The sequence below is a fragment of the Pseudomonas helmanticensis genome (genome assembly GCF_900182985.1).
Classification (GTDB): Bacteria; Pseudomonadota; Gammaproteobacteria; order Pseudomonadales; family Pseudomonadaceae; genus Aquipseudomonas; species Aquipseudomonas helmanticensis.
This window is the reverse complement of the sequence record NZ_FXUY01000001.1, coordinates 4746894-4766094: the sequence shown is the minus strand read 5'-3', so window position 1 is coordinate 4766094 and position 19201 is coordinate 4746894. Positions and strand designations below refer to the sequence as shown.

Genomic DNA, 19201 nt, shown 5'->3' with positions numbered 1-19201 from the left:
ATCGGCAACTTCCGGACACCCGGTCATTTTCTGAGTGTTCCAGACGTCAATAGAAGCTCACTCCCCTTTTGCACCTGATTAGTAAGTGATTAGCCGCCCGGAGTGCTCCATGCCAGATTATCGTTCGAAAACATCCACCCACGGCCGCAACATGGCCGGCGCCCGCGCATTGTGGCGCGCCACCGGGATGAAAGATGACGACTTCAAAAAGCCGATCATCGCCATTGCCAACTCGTTCACCCAGTTCGTACCGGGCCACGTGCACCTTAAAGACCTGGGCCAACTGGTCGCCCGTGAAATCGAACGCGCCGGCGGTGTAGCGAAAGAATTCAACACCATCGCCGTGGATGACGGCATCGCCATGGGTCACGACGGCATGCTCTATTCGCTGCCGAGCCGCGAGATCATCGCCGACTCCGTCGAGTACATGGTCAACGCCCACTGCGCCGACGCCATCGTCTGCATCTCCAACTGCGACAAGATCACCCCGGGCATGTTGATGGCTGCCTTGCGCCTGAACATTCCGGTGATCTTCGTTTCCGGCGGCCCGATGGAAGCCGGCAAGACCAAACTCGCCTCCCACGGCCTCGACCTCGTCGACGCCATGGTGATCGCCGCCGACGAAAGCGCTTCTGACGAGAAAGTCGCCGAGTACGAGCGTAGCGCCTGCCCGACCTGTGGTTCGTGCTCCGGCATGTTCACCGCCAACTCGATGAACTGCTTGACCGAAGCACTGGGTCTGGCATTGCCGGGCAACGGTTCGACCCTCGCCACCCACAGTGATCGCGAGCAATTGTTCCTGCAGGCCGGCCGCACCATCGTCGAGCTGTGCAAGCGTTACTACGGCGAGAACGACGAGTCGGTATTGCCGCGCAACATCGCCAACTTCAAGGCGTTCGAGAACGCGATGATGCTCGACATCGCCATGGGCGGTTCGACCAACACCATCCTGCACTTGCTCGCGGCCGCCCAGGAAGCCGAAATCGATTTCGACCTGCGCGACATCGACCGCCTCTCGCGCACCGTTCCACAGTTGTGCAAGGTCGCGCCGAACATCCAGAAGTACCACATGGAAGACGTGCACCGCGCCGGCGGCATCTTCAGCATCCTCGGTTCGCTGGCCCGCGGCGGTCTGCTGCACACCGACCTGCCGACCGTGCACAGCCGCAGCATGGAAGAAGCCATCGCCAAATGGGACATCACCCAGACCGACGATGAAGCTGTGCATCACTTCTTCAAGGCCGGTCCTGCCGGTATCCCGACGCAGACCGCGTTCAGCCAGTCGACTCGTTGGGAAACCCTCGATGACGACCGTGAGAACGGTTGCATCCGCAGCTTTGAACACGCCTATTCGCAAGAAGGTGGCCTGGCCGTGCTGTACGGCAACATCGCCCTCGACGGCTGTGTGGTGAAAACCGCCGGCGTCGACGAGTCGATCCACGTCTTCGAAGGCAACGCGAAGATCTTCGAAAGCCAGGACAGCGCCGTACGCGGCATCCTCGCCGACGAAGTGAAGGCTGGCGACATCGTCATCATTCGCTACGAAGGCCCGAAAGGCGGCCCGGGCATGCAGGAAATGCTCTACCCGACCTCGTACCTGAAATCCAAAGGTCTGGGTAAAGCCTGCGCCTTGCTCACCGACGGGCGTTTCTCCGGCGGTACGTCGGGCCTGTCCATCGGTCACGCTTCGCCAGAGGCAGCAGCCGGTGGCGCGATCGGTCTGGTGCAGGATGGCGATAAAGTACTGATCGACATTCCGAACCGCTCGATCAACCTGTTGGTCAGCGATGAAGAACTGGCGGCACGCCGCGCCGAGCAGGACAAGAAAGGCTGGAAACCGGTCGAGATCCGTCCACGCAAAGTGACCACCGCCCTCAAGGCCTACGCCCTGCTGGCGACCAGCGCCGACAAAGGTGCGGTGCGTAACAAAGCGATGCTTGACGGGCTGTAAGTCTTAGCTGTCGAAAAAAATGCCCCGCCAAGTGCGGGGCTGATCGTTCCCACGCTCTGCGTGGGAATGTCTCAAGGGACGCTCCGCGTCCAGTGACGCGGAGCGTCACGGGCTGCATTCCCACGCAGAGCGTGGGAACGATTAACCCGATCCCTTCCGGGGGTTACTGAATTTCTTCTGGTTTGACGATCACCCAGTTCTTGTCCGCAGTCACCGGTAACCCTTCTTTTGCCTGCGCCGCCGCATGCTTGGCCATCATGCCGTTCAACTGCGTCATGTACTTGTCCTTGCGGTTGATCCACAAGTGAATCCCGCCCTTGGCCACGTCTACATCGTGGAACAGCATGTAACCGTCGCTGGTCGGAGTATCGCCACCGACCAATACCGGTTTTTTCCATTCGTCGATGTAAGTCAGGATCGCTGCGTGTTTGCCGGCCATCCAGGTCGCTGGCGTCCACAGATATGGCGTCAGTTCCAGGCCAAGGTTGGCCTTCTCGTCATATTTGCCTGCCGTGATCTGTTTGCGCGCGGTGGTCAATTCGTTGGTCTCGCGGTTTTTCAGCAGCGTGGTCACGCCGATGACGTTCTGCGGTTTGACGTTGTAGCCATACTTCGGATCCGCCGCGACCATGCGCACCAGTTCTTCCGAGGCAGCGGTCATCACGTAGACCTCGATGCCGTTCTCCATCAGCTTGTTGTACAGCTCAACCTGGCCGGTGAAGATTTTCGGTGGCTGAACGTCGAGGTTTTTCACCACATCGCCTTCGTAGTATGTGGCCGGCACCGGTTTGCCCGAGGCCATCAGTTCATCAACGTAGCCTTTGAGTTCCTTGAGGGTAAAACCCGAGAACACCTGCGCCACCCACGGGTAGCAGACCATGTCGTCGACTTCGCAGAGACGGTAGTAGTAACTGAACAGGCTTTCCTTGTGGTCGGCAGTGTCCTTGAACGGCATCAGTTTCAGGGAGGGATCGAGTTTGTCGCGGGTGATCAGGCCCTTGTTTTCCATGAACGGCAGCAAGGACTCTTCGAGGTCGTAACGGTAACTGGTGTTGTCCATGTCGAACACCGCGTAGTTACCCTTGTTGGCGTTGGCCGCGATCATTGCGTCCAGCGCCTTGGCCTGATCCGCCGGCCAGTGTTTCAGGTCGGTGGCGAAAGCCTGAGTAGCCAGGCCCATCCCCACAGCCAGTGCGACAGCCAGAAATTTCGGTGCGAACTTCATCGACGTTTTCTCCCTGATGTAAAAGCATCGACGCTAACAAATGTGTGTGACAGTCCCCGTCTGTCAGCGACCGCTGATGCCGCTATTTGCGCCAGATGCATTACCGAGAACGACACGCGCTTATTCCAAAAACGACGGACAACCTGCAATTTCGGTATTAAATCATTGGAAATCAAACTGTTAGGCTTGCCGGTTCGCAGCAGCCCCGGAAGGCTGTTGGCACAGTCTTTCCTGGAGTTCTCATGAACCTACCGTTGATTCTCAACCTGCTGGTGTTCCTCGCCTTGCTCTTCGGTCTGGCACAAACCCGCCACACCACGTGGAGCCTGGCGAAAAAAGTCCTGCTGGCACTCGCGCTGGGCGTAGCGTTCGGCGTGGCCCTGCACACCGTTTACGGTGCCGGTAACCCGGTGCTGAAAGCGTCGATCGGCTGGTTCGATCTGGTCGGTAACGGCTACGTGCAGTTGCTGCAAATGATCGTCATCCCGCTGGTGTTCGCCTCGATCCTCAGCGCCGTGGCACGTCTGCACAACGCGTCGTCGCTGGGCAAGATCAGCTTCCTGACCATCGGCACGCTGCTGTTCACCACCGCAATTGCGGCACTGATCGGCATCGGCCTGACCAACCTGTTCGGCCTCACCGCTGAAGGTCTGGTCGCCGGTACCCAGGAAATGGCCCGTCTGCAAACCATTCAGACCGACTACGCCGGCAAAGTCGCCGACCTGAATGTGCCGCAACTGCTGCTGTCGTTCATCCCGCAAAACCCGTTCGCCGATCTGGCGCGGGCCAAGCCAACGTCGATCATCAGCGTGGTGATCTTCGCTGCATTCCTCGGGGTTGCCGCACTGCAACTGCTCAAGGATGACGTCGAAAAAGGTCAGAAAGTGATCAACGCCATCGACACCCTGCAAGCCTGGGTGATGCGTCTGGTGCGTCTGGTGATGAAGCTGACCCCGTACGGTGTGCTGGCGCTGATGACCAAAGTGGTCGCCGGTTCCAACCTGCAAGACATCATCAAGCTCGGCAGTTTCGTTGTGGTGTCGTACCTCGGTCTCGGCCTGATGTTCGTCGTGCACGGTTTGCTGGTGTCGGCGGCCGGGATCAACCCGCTGCGTTTCTTCCGCAAGATCTGGCCGGTGCTGACGTTCGCGTTCACCAGCCGTTCGAGCGCGGCGAGCATTCCGCTGAGCATTGAAGCGCAGACCCGGCGTCTGGGGATCCCGCAATCGGTGGCGAGTTTTGCGGCGTCGTTCGGTGCGACCATCGGCCAGAACGGCTGCGCAGGTCTGTACCCGGCGATGTTGGCGGTGATGGTTGCGCCAACCGTAGGCATCAACCCGCTGGATCCTTTGTGGATCGCGACGCTGGTGGCGATTGTGACGTTGAGTTCGGCCGGTGTGGCCGGTGTCGGTGGCGGCGCGACGTTCGCGGCGCTGATCGTGCTGCCGGCGATGGGCTTGCCGGTGTCACTGGTGGCGTTGCTGATTTCGGTAGAGCCGCTGATTGATATGGGTCGCACGGCGTTGAACGTGAGCGGTTCGATTACCGCTGGTGCGATTACCAGTCAGGTGATGCAGCAGACCGATAAAGCACTGCTGGATGCCGATGAGCATGCAGAGTTGGCGCAGGCTTAAGTGCAACACATACTTGTGGCGAGGGGATTTATCCCCGTTGGGTTGCGTAGCGACCCCATTATTTTGGGGCTGCTGCGCAACCCAACGGGGATAACCCCCCTCGCCACAATTTAGGCTTTTTCCCAGACTTCGAAGTTGTACGCGGGTTTATCGCCCTCAGCTGGATTCGGTACATTCGACACCAGCTTCCACTGGTTCAAATCAAACTCCGGAAACCACGCATCCCCTTCCGGGTTCAGCGCCACTCGGGTCAGATACAGACGATCCGCCTGCGCCAGCCCTTGCGCATACAACTGCGCGCCACCAATCAGCATCAGCTCATCGACGCCCTGCGCCTTCGCCCATTCCTCGGCGCGAACCACGGCAGCTTCCAGCGACGGATAAACTTCCGCACCTTCCAACACCAGATCGGCCTGACGGCTGACCACGATGTTCAAGCGCCCCGGCAATGGCCGACCGAGCGAATCCCAGGTCTTGCGACCCATGATGATCGGCTTGCCCAAGGTCGTGGCCTTGAAGTATTTGAAGTCCCCCGGCAGGTGCCAGGGCATGCTGTTGTCGACGCCGATCACGCGGTTTTCACCGAGGGCTGCGATCAGGCTGAGGGGGAGTGATTTAGTCATGCCGGCGAGGATACCAGAGCCGCGCTTACCCCGATAAGCGCCACAGCGGTTATGCTCATTGCTCAATCGAGCAACGGAATGGCGCGTGACTGAACTGACTCCACTGCAAAACCTCTGGCTCACCGAGACCGTGCGCCTGCGCGAAGAACACGCAGGCCCGCTTGATGATCTGGAAGCCAATCGACTGGCGCGCGCGGCTGGCGGCGATCTGCCGGGTCGCATTCAGCGCCGGGCACTATGGCTGGCTGAACGTGACGGGCTGACCCATGCCCTGAAACACTGGCTGCAAGGCGCGCGACTGGCGCTGGTGCTGCTGATGATATTCGCGGTGCTGAGCGGCGCCGGTCTGGCCTTCGCTGCACTCGGGCAAACGCCAGTCAATGTGTTCTGGGCCTTGGGCAGCCTGCTCGGGCTGAACCTGATTCTGTTGTTGAGCTGGTTGCTGGGATTGATCTTTGCCGGCGAACACGGCGCCACACTCGGACGATTGTGGTTATGGCTCAGCGAAAAAATGGCCCGCGATGCCAAAGCCGCGCAACTGGCACCTGCCCTGCTGCTGATGCTGCAACGCAAGAAACTCAATCGCTGGGCGCTCGGCACACTGGTCAACGGCTTGTGGTTGCTGGCGATGCTCAGCGCACTGATTCTGCTGCTGACGCTGATGGCGACCCGGCGCTACGGCTTCGTCTGGGAAACCACGATTCTCAGCGCCGACACCTTTATCCACGTCACTCATGCGCTCGGCTATCTGCCGTCGCTGCTCGGTTTCAACGTACCGACGGTGGAGATGATCCGCGCCAGCGGCGACGCTGCGCTCGACATCGAAAGCGCCCGACAGGCCTGGGCGACCTGGCTGGTCGGCGTGTTGATGGTGTATGGCGTGCTGCCGCGCTTGCTGCTGACGTTGTTGTGTTTCTGGCGCTGGAACAGCGGTAAAACCGCGCTGCGTCTGGACCTGAATCTACCCGGCTACGCGCAATTGCGCGAACGTCTGATGCCGACCAGCGAACGCCTCGGCGTCAACGATCCTGCGCCTGCGCAACTGCATCGCGTCGAAAGCAGCGTCGGCGAACTCGCCAGCGAAGGCGCGTTACTGGTCGCCATCGAACTCGATGAACAGCGTCCATGGCCACCCGCGTTGCCGGAGAACGTCAGCAACGCCGGTATCCTCGACAGCCGCGAATCACGTCACAAGCTCCTCGAACAATTGAGCCGTTTCCCGCCGGCACGTCTGGCGATTGCCTGCGATCCACGGCGTTCACCGGATCGCGGCAGCCTCGCTTTGATCGCCGAACTGGCGCGCAGTGCGGGAGAAACCCGCGTCTGGCTGCTGCAAGCGCCGCCCGGCGAAGCACTGGATGCCGAACGCCTCGGCGACTGGCACGTCGCGCTGCAACAGCTTGATCTGAAGTTTGCCGATTGCGCGCCGTTGAACTGGCTGGAGACGGGTCATGACTGATGCCTGGAAAGCGCCGCTGAAACTCGCGGTGGTCGGCCACACCAACGTCGGCAAGACTTCGCTGCTGCGCACGCTGACCCGCGACGTCGGTTTCGGCGAAGTCTCCCATCGCCCGAGCACCACGCGGCATGTCGAAGGCGCGCGGTTGTCAGTGGACGGCGAGCCGCTGCTCGACCTCTATGACACGCCGGGATTGGAAGACGCCATCGCGCTGCTCGACTTTCTCGAACGCCTGGAACGCCCCGGCGAACGCCTCGATGGCCCGGCCAGACTGGCAAGATTTCTCGACGGCAGCGAGGCGCGCCAGCGTTTCGAGCAGGAAGCCAAAGTGCTGCGGCAACTGCTCGCTTCCGACGCCGGTTTGTATGTGATCGATGCGCGCGAACCGGTGCTGGCCAAGTATCGTGATGAGCTGGAAGTGCTCGCCAGTTGCGGCAAACCGCTGCTGCCGGTGCTGAATTTTGTCAGCAGTGCCAACCATCGCGAGCCGGATTGGCGTGAGGCGTTGGCGCGGCTCGGGCTGCATGCGCTGGTGCGTTTCGACAGTGTGGCGCCGCCCGAGGATGGCGAACGACGGCTGTATGAAAGTCTCGCGCTGCTGCTGGAAAACGCCCGGCCGCAACTGGAGCGATTGATTGCCGATCAGCAGGCTCAGCGCCTTGCGCGGCAGCAAAGTGCGGCGCGGTTGATTGCTGAATTATTGATCGACTGTGCGGCGTGTCGGCGCAGTGTGGTCAGTGAAGCTGTGCAGGAACAGCAGGCCATCAGCGAATTGCGCAAGGCTGTCCGTCAGCGTGAGCAGAAGTGTGTTGAGGCGCTGCTCAAGCTGTATGCGTTTCGTCCGCAGGATGCGGCGGCGAGTGATTTGCCGTTGCTCGATGGGCGTTGGGGTGATGACCTGTTCAACCCGGAAACGTTGAAGCAACTCGGTGTACGCGTGGGCGGCGGAATTGCTGCCGGTGCGGCGGCGGGGGCTGGTGTGGATTTGCTGGTCGGCGGGATCACCCTCGGCGCGGCGGCATTGGCCGGCGCGATTGCCGGTGGCGCGCTGCAAACGGCGCGCAGTTATGGCAGTCGGTTGCTCGGCAAGATCAAAGGGCAGCGTGAGCTGACGGTGGATGATGGGGTGTTGCGGCTGTTGGCGTTGCGCCAGCGGCAGTTGGTGTTGGCGCTGGATCAGCGCGGGCATGCGGCGATGGACAGCATTCAGGTGGCGACACCGCAGGATAAGACCTGGCGCGAGGGCAAATTGCCGGAGGCGCTGAACAAGGCGCGGGCGCATCCGCAGTGGTCGTCGTTGAATCCGCAGGCGAAGTTGAATCAGGCGGAAAGGCAGGAGCAGGTTGAGGTGTTGGTTGCTCGGGTGCTTGAGCTTTAGATCGCTACCCCCTCACCCCAGCCCTCTCCCCCAAGGGGTAGAGGGGGAAGGGAGCAGATCTTCTGGCTTTTCAAAACCTGAGTTCGACTGGATATTTCAGGTCGATGTATCACCTGAGATCAACTCCGTAGGCCCCCTCTCCCTCCGGGAGAGGGCTGGGGTGAGGGTTGCAATTATCTGGCCGACAACAAAACCTCAGCCTTGCGCTTCAGCACCGCCAAATCAATCACCGGCACCGCCATCTCCTTGGCCAACTCATCCCACTGGCGCATCCGCAGACTAACGGCACACAACGGATCCCGCTCAAACACATCCGCCTCCGCCTCGGTCATCACCCCGCCCTGATACGCCAGCGTCCGCCGACTCGCCTCACTCAATCGTTCGTAGTAACCCGGCTCACGCAACGTCAGATACCGCTTGGCCTGCACGTGATATTCCACCAGCCGCGCCATGCGTTCGCTGAATCCCGCCTCACGCAAATAATCCGCGCCGAGGCGTTCATGGCTGACCACGCCATAACCGCCCATGTTCTCTGCGCCTTCGGCACACAAATGACCGATGTCATGAAAGAACGCCGCCAACACCACTTCATCATCAAAGCCTTCGGCTATCGCCAGTTCGGCGGCCTGGGACATGTGCTCGATCTGCGACACTGGCTCGCCGATGTAATCGCTGGTGCCGAAGCGTTCATACAACCCGAACACGCGGGCAAGCACTTGCTCGTGACCTGTCATCAAACTTCCCCCAGTAATTGCGCAATGTTGCGCTCGGCCATCGCCGGGCCGACGCTCATGCCGACGCCGGTGTGCATCAGCGCCACGCTCAGGCCCGCTACCGGTTGCAGCAACGAAAACGGCCCCGGCCCCCGAGAACCATAGACGCCCTGCCAGCGCTCGACCACTTGCACCTTGCAGCCCAGGGTCTGCTCGGCCAGTTCGAGCATCCAGTTGTCCACTTGCTCGGCGTTGAACGGTGAAGGGTCGCTGCCGTAGTGGTGCGAGTCGCCGATGATCAGTTCGCCATAAGGCGTCGGGCTGATCAGCAGGTGAATGCCGTTGTCGTGCAGGTGCGGTTGTTCGCGGAGGATCTGCGCCTGCACCGCCGCCGCTTCCGGCAGATCGGCGAAGGCGCCGTAGTGCACGCAACTGAGGCCGGTGAGCAAGGCGTGTTGCAGATTGAGATCGATCTGCGGTTTGCCGCGGAGCATTTGCAGGCGGCAGATTTGCGGGTCGAGGGCAGCAATTGGCTCGGCCAGCAACGTCTGATAATCGTGACCGGAGCAGACGATGATCTGTTTGCCGGTAAAACTGCCTACGGTGCTGTGCAAGCGACCGGGCTCGACGTCGCGCACCAGCGTGGAGAAGTGAAACTCGACGCCGAGGTCGCGGCGCAGATAGTCGATCAGCGCCGGGATCGCTTCACGCGAGTACAGCTGTTGATCGTCGAGGCCATGGAGAGCAGCGCGGTGGTGGCTGAACTGGCCGTTATACAGATCGCGCAATGCAGCGCCGCGCAGCAGTTCGACGTTGTAGCCGTGTTCAACCGCACGACCGGCGTAGAAGGTTTCGAGCAGATGTTCTTCGGCTTCGGTTCTGGCGAAAAGATAAGAGCCGTTGCGCTTGATTTGCAGGCCGGCGAGTTGCGCCCAGTCGCCCCAGATCTCGCGGCTGGCTTTCGCAAGCTCCAGCATCGGGCCGGGTGGCTGGCCGGTGACCAGGGCCTGGCCGAAGTTGCGCACCGAGGCGCCCAGCGGCGTGGCGGTGCGTTCGAAAACAGCGACTTTGAGACCACGTTTGGCAGCGGCGTAGGCGTGGGACAGGCCGAGGATGCCGGCGCCGACGATGAGCAGGTCTTTGTGTTGTGTCATCTGGATGATGTCCTGAATGAAAGACCGCAATCGCGAGCAGGCTCACTCCTACAGTTGGAATGCGTTCCCCTGTAGGAGTGAGCCTGCTCGCGATGAGGCCCGGTCAGACTACGAAGATTTACTTGGCGGCGACTTTTTCGGATTTGCCGTCATAGCGTTTGCGCCATTCGGTGAGGATTTCGTCGCGATTCTTCGACGCCCAGGCAAAGTCGTTCTTGATCAGACGCTGCTCATAATCCGCCGGCAATTCTGTCTGCGGCTTGGCAATCCCCGGCTGCGCAAGAACCGCGAAGTTCTCCTTGTACAGATCCATCGCCTCAGCGCTGGCCGAGAAGTCAGCCAGTTTCTTCGCCGCGTCTTCATGCGGCGTGCCTTTGATCACCGCGGTCGCTTCGATCTCCCAGCCCAGACCTTCCTTCGGCAGGATGATGTCCAGCGGCGCGCCCTGACGCTTCAGCTGTACAGCCGGGTATTCAAAGGAAATACCGATCGGGAACTCGCCCGCCGCTGCCAGTTTGCAAGGCTTGGAGCCGGAGTGAACGTACTGGCCGATGTTCTGGTGCAAGCCGTCCATGTAGGCCCAGCCCTGCTTTTCGCCGAAGGTTTGCAACCAAGCGCTGACGTCGAGAAAACCGGTGCCGGACGACGCCGGATTCGGCATGACGATCTTGCCTTTGTACTCAGGTTTGGTCAGATCCTGCCAGCTCCCTGGCTTGGTCAAACCCTGCTTCTCGGCTTCAACGGTGTTGAAGCAAATCGTTGCGGCCCAGACGTCCATACCGACCCAGGCTGGCGGGTTGGCGGCGTCGCGATAATTCGCGCCGATCTTGCCGAGGTCCTTTGGCGCATAGCTTTGCAGCATGCCTTGCTGATCGAGGATCGCCAGGCTCGAAGCCGCCAGGCCCCACACCGCATCAGCCTGCGGACGGGCCTTTTCGGCGAGCAGTTTGGCGGTGATGATCCCGGTGGAATCACGTACCCATTTGATCTCGACGTCCGGGTTGGCCTTTTCGAAGGCTTCTTTGTAGGACTTCAGTTGCTCGGCTTCGAGGGCGGTGTACACCGTCAGCTCGGTTTTTGCCGCAAAGGCATTCAGGCTGAAAGTAGCGAGCACAGCAGCGGCCAGGGCCATAGGCTTGAACATGATCGTTTTCCTGTAATGAGTTGAACGGGGTTGGAATCAGTGACCGGGCGCGGTTTGCCGCCAGGCTTGAGAACGGCGCAGCAAGCCGCGCGAAGCCCACGCCAGCAGCAAGGACACGCCCGCCGAGGTGAACAGAATCAGGGTCGACATCGCCGCCGCACCGCCGACGTTGCCGGCGTCATCCATGTTCAGCACCGCGACCGCCGCAAGGATGGTGTCGGGGCTGTAGAGGAAGATCGCTGCCGACACGGTGGTCATCGCCGAGACGAACAGGTAGCGCACGATGTCGAGCAGCGCCGGCAGGCAAATCGGCACGGTGACGCGCAGGTAGTGGCGGTACAGCGGCGCCTTGAGCGACAGCGCAGCGGCCTCAAACTCGGCGTCGAGCTGACGCAGCGCAGTGGTCGCGGTCATCTGCGCGGTGGTTAGATAGTGCGCAATGGTGCAGACGATCAGCAGCGTCATCGTCCCGTACAGCACGTGCAGCGGGTTGCCGCTGAGGTTGAAGAAGAAAACGTAACCCAGACCGAGCACCAGCCCCGGCACCGCCATCGGCACGAAGCTGAGCATGCGCAACGCCAGGTTGAGGCCGCGCTGATCGCGGGTTTTCTCCATCAGATAAGCGCCGGTGAAAATCAGCACGCTGCCGATCAACGCCGTGCCCAGCGCCATCTTCAAACTGTTGCTGTAGGCCAGCCAGCCACCGCCGGCGGTTTCGTTGAACTGGTAGTGGTTGAGTGACAGCGACAGGTTGTACGGCCAGAACTTCACCAGCGACGAAAACACCGCCATGCCGAACACCAGAATCAACGCCGCGCTGATCAGCAACACAATCGCCAGATAGCAGCCATCACGAAGTTTCGACGGCGCCGGTTTGAACACCTGCGCCCGACCGCTCATGGAGTCGCCGTGACGTCGACGCAGCCAGGCATCGACGCCGAAGCTGAACAGCGCCGGCAGCAACAGCACCATGCCAATCAACGCGCCGCGACCGAATTGTTGCTGGCCGACCACGGCTTTGTAGGCTTCCAGCGCCAGCACTTGATAGTCGCCACCGACCACCACCGGCACACCGAAATCAGTGATGGTCAGGGTGAACACCAGACAGAACGCGGCGAACACAGCCTGACGCGTTGCCGGCCAGGTGATACTGCGAAACGCCTTGGCCGGACTGGCGCCCATGCTCGACGCAGCATCGAACAATCGCGCATCGGCCAGCGACAACGCCGACAGCAAAATCATCAGCGCATGCGGGAAGGTGTAGATCACCTCGCCCAGCACTATCCCCCAGAACCCGTAGATGTTGTCCGAGAGCAGCCCGCGCAACATGCCCTGATTGCCGAACAGATAGACCAGTGCAATTCCCGGCAGCATCGACGGCGCCATCAGCGGCAACAACGAAATCCCGCGCCAGATGCCCTTCGCCGGAATCAGCGTGCGCTGCAGCGCGTAGGCAAACAGGTAAGCCAGCGGTACGACGATGGCCGCAACGCTGAGGGACACTTTCAGGCTGTTGCCGAGCAGCCAGTGGAAATTCTCGCTGGTCACCAACTCCTTCGCCGCGACCCAGCCACCGCCCTGCCCGGCCTCGCTGCTGAAACCACGCCAGAAGATCGCCAGCAACGGCAGCAACACCGCGACGCCGAGAAAGACCAACAGGAGAAGTTTGCCGCCGACAACAAAAATGCGGTCGCCGATCTCGGCTTTCGATGACTGTCGCACCTGCTTGTGCGGTAGCGGCAGCGCGAGGTTGCTGTTCATCAGGCAAACACCTGCAGGCTGCGCGGCGGCAAGGCGACCATGATTTGCTGGGCGCCGAGGCGCGGCATGGCTTCCGGGGCGAGTTCGGCGAGCAAGGCGTGGCCCGGCAGTTGATCGAGTTCGAAGCTCATGCGGCAGCGGTTGCCGAGGAAGGTGATCTCGCGGACTTTGGCCGGGAACAGGTTTTCTTCGTGCACCGGCGGATTGACGTTGATCGCTTCCGGGCGGCAGAACAGTCGACCCGAGGCGCGCTGGACGCTGCCGTCGCTGAGGCGCAGGTTCATTCCGCCAACCTGTGCGTGACTGTCGCTGCTGCGCTGGAACGGCAGCCAATTGCCCTGACCAACAAACTCGGCCACGAACGGCGTGGCCGGGCGGTTGTAGATTTTCTGCGGGGTAGCGTACTGCTCGACGCGGCCATTGTTCATCACGGCGATGCGGTCGGCCATCAGCATGGCTTCGTCCTGATTGTGCGTGACCATCAGCGTGGTGATGCCGAGGTTGCGTTGCAGTTGGCGCAGCTCGGTGCACAGATGCTCGCGGACGCGGGCGTCGAGGGCCGACATCGGCTCGTCGAGCAACAGCAGCGACGGTGCCGGCGCCAAAGCGCGGGCCAGCGCCACACGTTGCTGCTGGCCGCCGGACAGCTGGCCGGGGTACTTTTTCTCGCTACCGGTGAGGCCGACCAGTTCCAGCATCTGCCCGACGCGGCGGCGCACCTCATCGCGACCGCTGCCGGCGAGGCCGTAGGCAATGTTCGCCTCGACCGTCAGATTGGGGAACAGCGCGTAGGACTGGAACAGAATCCCGTAATCGCGAGCCTGCGGGGCGAGGTGCGAGACGTCGCGGTCACCGAGGTACAGCTCGCCGCTGTCCTGTTTTTCCAGGCCGGCGATGCAGCGCAGCAACGTGGTCTTGCCGCAGCCCGAGGGGCCGAGCAGGCACACCAGCTCACCGGCGGCGACGTCGAGGGAGACATTATCCAGCGCGGTGAACGCGCCGAAGCGTTTCTGCACGCCGCGCACTTTCATCGGCGCACCGGGGTTGGTCAGGGCAGTTGCGATGGCAGGATTCATGGACAGACCTCATCAAGCAGATGGGGCCAATCCTAGAGTTGTAATGCGTCCGTCATGTGGCAACGAGGCAAAAACTGCTGATAGTGGTATTCGGGGATTTGGGTTACCAGAGATCGTTCCCACGCTCTGCGTGGGAATGCCTCATCGGACGCTCCGCGTTCGGCTCTTGGGACGCAGAGCGTCCCGGGCTGCATTCCCACGCGGAGCGTGGGAACGATCATTACGCAGGGGACATTTCCTGCGCCAAGCCGAGGAACGCCGCCGGCAACCGCGCGCCCTTGCGCTCTTTAAGGCAATACAGATACTCCGGAATCTGCGGCGCATTCTCGATCGTCAGCACGCGCAACTGCGGATCATGCGGCACTTCCTGCCGCGCAATGATGCTGATGCCGATATTGCGCAGCACCGCCTCACGGATCGACTCGCGGCTGCCAATCTCCAGCAACGGTCCGAAGCTCACCCCGGCACTGGCCAGCAACTCTTCAGTCAATCGTCGCGTGGTCGAACCGGATTCACGCATCAACAACGTATGCCCGGCCAAAGCGCTCAACGCGACATGCTCCTGCGCCGCCAGCGGATGATTGCGATGCACCGCCAGCACCAGTGGATCAGTGCCCAGCACGCGACGAATCAACCGCGCGTCATCGAGCAATTGCGACGACGCGGCGATATCCACCCGATAGTCCTCCAGCGCCTCCAGCACCTGTTGCGAGTTGCCGATTTCCACCGACACTTCCACCTGCGGCAGACGCTCGCGAAAGGTCTTCACCAGATCGAGGATGTAATACGGCGCCGTCGCGGCGATGCGCAAAGTGCCCTGCACCTGACCGCTGTTGCGCAGGAAAAACTCGATGTCGGCTTCCTGCTGCAACAGCGTCTTGACCATCGGCAACAGCCGCGCGCCCTCGTCACTGACACTCAAGCGTCGGCCGCCGCGATAAAACAGCTCCACCGAATACTGACTTTCCAGATTACGGATCTGCGTGGTCACGGTCGGTTGGCTGAGGCCGAGTTTTTTCGCCGCCAGCGTGATGCTGCCCAGGCGGGCGACCATGTAAAACGCTTTCAGCTCGGCACTCAGCACAACCATCCCTCATCGTTATTTGCGCAGCAGGCGCAAACCGTTGAACACCACCAACAGGCTCACGCCCATGTCAGCGAACACCGCCATCCACATGGTGGCGAGTCCGGCGAAGGTTACCGCAAGAAAGATAGCCTTGATCACCAGCGCCAAGGCGATGTTCTGTTTCAGGATACTGGCAGTATTGCGCGACAGGCGGATGAACGCGGGGATCTTGCGCAGATCGTCGTCCATCAGGGCGACATCGGCGGTTTCAATCGCGGTGTCGGTGCCGGCGGCGGCCATGGCGAAACCGATCTCGGCGCGAGCCAGTGCCGGCGCATCGTTGATCCCGTCACCGACCATGCCGACTCGCCGACCCTGTGCATAAAGGTCTTCGATGGCTTGCAGTTTGTCGGTCGGCAGCAAGTCGCCTCGGGCTTCGTCGATACCGACCTGCGCGGCAATCGCCTGAGCGGTGTGGACGTTATCACCGGTGAGCATCAGGGTTTTCACCCCGAGTTCATGCAGTTGGCGGATCGCTTCGCGGCTGGTTTCCTTGACGGTATCGGCCACTGCGAACAGCGCCAGCGGGCCGGAACTGTCGAGCAGCAGCACCACGGATTTGCCCTGTTTCTCCAGCGCGAAGAGTTTTTCTTCCAGTGCCGGCGAGCACAGGCCGAGTTCTTCGACCAGACGATGGTTGCCCAAATGATAAGTCTGACCGTTGATTTCGCCTTTGACCCCACGCCCGCCCAACGCTTCGAAGTTATCCACAATCAGCGCGTCGAAGTTTTTATCCACAGCGGCGTTGGCGATGGCCAACGACACCGGGTGATCGGAGCGACCGGCCAATGCCGCAGCGATGGCCGGCGCCGTGGCATCGGCTGTCGCGTCGAGGGACAGGTAATCGGTCTGTACCGGTTTGCCGTGGGTGATCGTGCCGGTTTTATCCAGCGCCAGATAATCAAGTTTGAAACCGCCCTCCAGATACACGCCGCCCTTGACCAGAATGCCTTTGCGCGCCGCTGCCGCGAGGCCGCTGACGATGGTCACCGGGGTGGAAATCACCAGTGCGCATGGGCACGCGACCACCAGCAACACCAGCGCGCGGTAGATCCAGTCGAACCACACGGCACCCATGAACAACGGCGGAATGATCGCCACGGCCAAGGCAAACACGAACACCACGGGCGTGTAGATTTTCGAGAACTGATCGACGAAACGCTGAGTGGGTGCGCGTGCGCCTTGGGCCTGTTCAACGGCGTGAATGATCCGCGCCAAGGTCGAGTTATTCGCCGCTGCGGTAACCGCGTACTCCAACGAACCGGCCTGATTGATGGTGCCGGCGAAGACTTTGTCGCCGACGGTTTTTTCCACCGGCAGGCTTTCCCCGGTGATCGGCGCCTGGTCGATGGTCGAACTGCCGCTAACCACTTCGCCATCCAGTGCGATGCGCTCGCCGGGCTTCACCCGCACGCGGGCGGCGAGTTCGACGTTTTTCACGTCTTGCTCAATCCACGAACCGTCAGCCTGCAACACCGTGGCTTGCTCCGGCGTCATCTGCATCAGCCCGCTGATCGCATTACGCGCACGGTCGAGCGAACGCGCTTCGATCAGCTCGGCGACGGTGAACAGGAACATCACCATCGCCGCTTCCGGCCATTGGCCGATGAGGATCGCACCGGTCACGGCGATGCTCATCAGCGCGTTGATGTTGAGGTTGCGGTTCTTCAGGGCGATCCAGCCCTTTTTGTAAGTGGTCAGGCCACCGCTGAGGATCGACACCAGCGCGATGATCGCCACCACCCAGGTGGGTGCGGCGTTGGTGAAGTGGATGACTTCGGCGGCAAGTGCGCCGATGCCGGACAGTGCCAACGGCCACCAGTGTTTTTTCACTGGCGCCGGAGCCGGCGCTTCGACGCCCGCCTCCAGCGGCTCGGCGTGCATGCCGAGGGATTTGATCGCTTCGGTGATGGGCTCAGTGCCGGGCAGATTGTGGGTCACGCCGAGCACACGGTTGATCAGATTGAATTCCAGCTGCTGCACGCCGGCGAGTTTGCCGAGCTTGTTCTGGATCAGCGTCTGCTCGGTCGGGCAGTCCATCGCTTCGATGCGGAAACTGCTCAGGCGCGCATCGGCGCTGGTCTTTTCGCTCAGTTGCACCAACGCAGGCGCGGCGGCTGTCGACGAGCAGCAGGAATCCTCGTGCGCATGAACCGGTGCCGGCGCTGCGACTTTCGACCCGCAGCAGGAATCGCCGCCATGTGAATGCTTATGCACAGGCTGCAACTTTTGACTGTGATCGTGACCGTCGCCGGGCTTGTGGGTGTGCTGAGAATCGCTCATTGGTCGCGTCCATGAAGGTGCCTGTTGCCAAGTAAAGACCCTGTAGCCACTATAGGGTCAAGCACCCTTTTGGAGATTGCCGTCATGAAGATCGGAGAACTGGCCAAACTCACCGACTGCGCCGTGGAAACCATCCGCTATTACGAGCGCGAAAACCTCCTGCCGGAACCGGCCCGCAGCGACGGCAACTACCGCGTCTACACCCAGGCCCACGCCGAACGCCTGACCTTCATCCGCAACTGCCGCACCCTCGACATGACCCTCGAAGAAATCCGCAGTTTGCTGACTTTGCGCGACAGCCCGCAGGATCAATGCGAAAGCGTCAATGCGTTGATCGACGAGCATATCCAGCACGTGAAGGCGCGAATTGATGGGTTGTTGGCGCTGCAGACGCAGTTGCTCGACCTGCGCCAACGGTGTGGCGAAGGGCCGATGGCCGATCAATGCGGAATTTTGCAGCGGCTGGAAGTCAGCGGCGGAGTCGTCGCAACCGAAGTCGAACACTCCCACGTAGGCCGCAGCCACGGCCACTAACCACATACCCTTCCTGTAGGAGCGGCCGCAGGCTGCGATCTTTTGACCTTGCTGTTTATAAGATCAAAAGATCGCAGCCTGCGGCAGCTCCTACAGGGGTTTAGATCACCTTGAAACTCACTTCCGTGATAACGCCAGGGTTCCAGAAGAAGTTGGGACTCAGGCGAGCGCCCAGATAAATGAAGTATTTAACCGTGACGCTGTGGCCAACATGCGGCTGATAAACCTCAGGCGCGATGTGAAACGCCATCGTCTGCTTTGGATTAACCGCCAATCGACGCTGACGCTCGACCCAATGATCCGGCGATTGCGTCCAGAGAATTTCAATGCCGTAACAGGCGCGCAGGTTCTCAATTGGCGCCAGTCTTACGGTAATGCCATCAGGAAACGCGGCAGCTTCCAGCATTTCATTGACCACGCCTTCCACCTTGAGCACGGGCTTGCGGCCCAGCTCTGGGGCGACAAAGACTTTCTGCGCAGGGGAAGGTTTTGCACCACCGGCTTGCGGAAGATGAAAGAAAGTCACCTCGACATCAAGACCTTCCAAGCGCTTGAGCTCGCTGTCCGGGATGGCAATCGGGATCCAGTAGTCCTTGCTGTACACCACAACATCCGCCGATTGAAACGACGGAGAACCGTTCATTGGCAACCACTCCACGCGAAGCATGTCGCCAATGCTGATCTGCGGCGCGGAAGGGTCCAGCATGGCATACGTCGAATTGCTAAACGGCGAGCCCGGGCCAATGATTTCCAGGGGAATGACAGCGCCTTCCGGCTCGGATTTACCGAACTCGAAATAACGGTTTTCCTTTAAATAGAAATAGGCGATCAGTGGCGGCTGCAATGCCGTTGCTGTCGCTGTCAGTGCCGTCTCTGTCGAGAAACCTGAGTCAGTATTGCCGCCATCGAAAAAACCGCCTGCGTCTGCCATGACCATTACCTCGCTTTGGAGGCCGTCAGCTAATCACGGGGCGCGGCACGTCGGCTACTGTCAGAAATGACAGTGGAAAATGCATCTGAAGATATCCAACCTACTCTGTAGGAGCTGCCGCAGGCTGCGATCTTTTGATCTTATAAACAGCAAGATCAAAAGATCGAAGCCTGCGGCAGCTCCTACACAAGGGTGTTGCGTATTGTTTG

The 19201-nt window shown here is 60.8% G+C and carries 15 protein-coding genes; 5 read left to right on the top strand and 10 right to left on the bottom strand.

Annotation, left to right across the window (positions count from 1 at the left end; translation table 11 throughout):
• The first annotated feature begins 109 nt into the window (after positions 1-109).
• Complete coding sequence (gene ilvD / locus QOL84_RS21245; RefSeq protein WP_129395930.1) at positions 110-1951, top strand: dihydroxy-acid dehydratase; 1842 nt, start codon at positions 110-112, stop codon at positions 1949-1951.
• A 163-nt stretch (positions 1952-2114) separates the two neighbouring features.
• On the opposite strand, the gene QOL84_RS21240 is transcribed toward ilvD, so the two are convergent.
• Positions 2115-3176 (bottom strand): HAD family hydrolase, encoded by a 1062-nt coding sequence (locus QOL84_RS21240; RefSeq protein ID WP_283438454.1) that lies wholly within the window; start codon positions 3174-3176, stop codon positions 2115-2117.
• Positions 3177-3418: 242 nt separating this feature from the next.
• Between QOL84_RS21240 and QOL84_RS21235 the strand changes: the two genes are divergently transcribed.
• Positions 3419-4810: an L-cystine transporter gene (locus QOL84_RS21235; protein ID WP_122660184.1), complete on the top strand. Its 1392-nt coding sequence runs from the start codon at positions 3419-3421 to the stop codon at positions 4808-4810.
• A 110-nt stretch (positions 4811-4920) separates the two neighbouring features.
• Here QOL84_RS21235 and QOL84_RS21230 read toward each other — a convergent pair whose 3' ends face one another.
• Positions 4921-5433, bottom strand: a complete 513-nt coding sequence (locus QOL84_RS21230) for a dihydrofolate reductase (RefSeq protein ID WP_283438453.1) — start codon at positions 5431-5433, stop codon at positions 4921-4923.
• An 85-nt stretch (positions 5434-5518) separates the two neighbouring features.
• Between QOL84_RS21230 and QOL84_RS21225 the strand changes: the two genes are divergently transcribed.
• A complete protein-coding gene (locus tag QOL84_RS21225; protein WP_283438452.1) occupies positions 5519-6892 on the top strand; it encodes a DUF2868 domain-containing protein in 1374 nt (457 codons plus the stop codon).
• Positions 6885-8270 (top strand): GTPase/DUF3482 domain-containing protein, encoded by a 1386-nt coding sequence (locus QOL84_RS21220; protein WP_283438451.1) that lies wholly within the window; start codon positions 6885-6887, stop codon positions 8268-8270. The genes QOL84_RS21225 and QOL84_RS21220 overlap by 8 nt, the downstream gene beginning before the upstream one ends.
• Before the next feature lie 173 nt (positions 8271-8443).
• Here QOL84_RS21220 and QOL84_RS21215 read toward each other — a convergent pair whose 3' ends face one another.
• From QOL84_RS21215 to QOL84_RS21185, 7 genes are all read right to left on the bottom strand, one after another.
• Positions 8444-9004 (bottom strand): phosphonate degradation HD-domain oxygenase, encoded by a 561-nt coding sequence (locus QOL84_RS21215; RefSeq protein WP_283438450.1) that lies wholly within the window; start codon positions 9002-9004, stop codon positions 8444-8446.
• Positions 9004-10137 carry a TIGR03364 family FAD-dependent oxidoreductase gene (locus tag QOL84_RS21210; RefSeq protein WP_283438449.1) on the bottom strand — a complete coding sequence of 378 codons (1134 nt, stop codon included), beginning with the start codon at positions 10135-10137 and terminating at the stop codon, positions 9004-9006. Before QOL84_RS21210 ends, QOL84_RS21215 begins: the two co-directional genes overlap by 1 nt.
• Positions 10138-10255: 118 nt before the next feature.
• The gene (locus QOL84_RS21205; protein WP_283438448.1) at positions 10256-11281 is read right to left on the bottom strand and encodes a putative 2-aminoethylphosphonate ABC transporter substrate-binding protein; all 1026 of its coding nucleotides are present in this window, start codon (positions 11279-11281) and stop codon (positions 10256-10258) included.
• 36 nt (positions 11282-11317) lie between these two features.
• Entirely contained in the window at positions 11318-13042 is a 1725-nt protein-coding gene (locus tag QOL84_RS21200; RefSeq protein WP_283438447.1) for a putative 2-aminoethylphosphonate ABC transporter permease subunit, read from the bottom strand.
• Positions 13042-14118 (bottom strand): putative 2-aminoethylphosphonate ABC transporter ATP-binding protein, encoded by a 1077-nt coding sequence (locus tag QOL84_RS21195; RefSeq protein ID WP_283438446.1) that lies wholly within the window; start codon positions 14116-14118, stop codon positions 13042-13044. Before QOL84_RS21195 ends, QOL84_RS21200 begins: the two co-directional genes overlap by 1 nt.
• Before the next feature lie 220 nt (positions 14119-14338).
• Positions 14339-15202: a LysR family transcriptional regulator gene (locus tag QOL84_RS21190; RefSeq protein ID WP_064116303.1), complete on the bottom strand. Its 864-nt coding sequence runs from the start codon at positions 15200-15202 to the stop codon at positions 14339-14341.
• Positions 15203-15217: 15 nt separating this feature from the next.
• Entirely contained in the window at positions 15218-17527 is a 2310-nt protein-coding gene (locus tag QOL84_RS21185) for a heavy metal translocating P-type ATPase (RefSeq protein ID WP_283438445.1), read from the bottom strand.
• 84 nt (positions 17528-17611) lie between these two features.
• Between QOL84_RS21185 and cadR the strand changes: the two genes are divergently transcribed.
• A complete protein-coding gene (gene cadR / locus QOL84_RS21180) occupies positions 17612-18061 on the top strand; it encodes a Cd(II)/Pb(II)-responsive transcriptional regulator (RefSeq protein WP_034153703.1) in 450 nt (149 codons plus the stop codon).
• Between the two features lie 100 nt (positions 18062-18161).
• Here the strand turns inward: cadR and QOL84_RS21175 are convergent, their stop codons facing one another.
• Positions 18162-18992 (bottom strand): hypothetical protein, encoded by an 831-nt coding sequence (locus QOL84_RS21175; protein ID WP_283438444.1) that lies wholly within the window; start codon positions 18990-18992, stop codon positions 18162-18164.
• Positions 18993-19201: the final 209 nt, after the last annotated feature.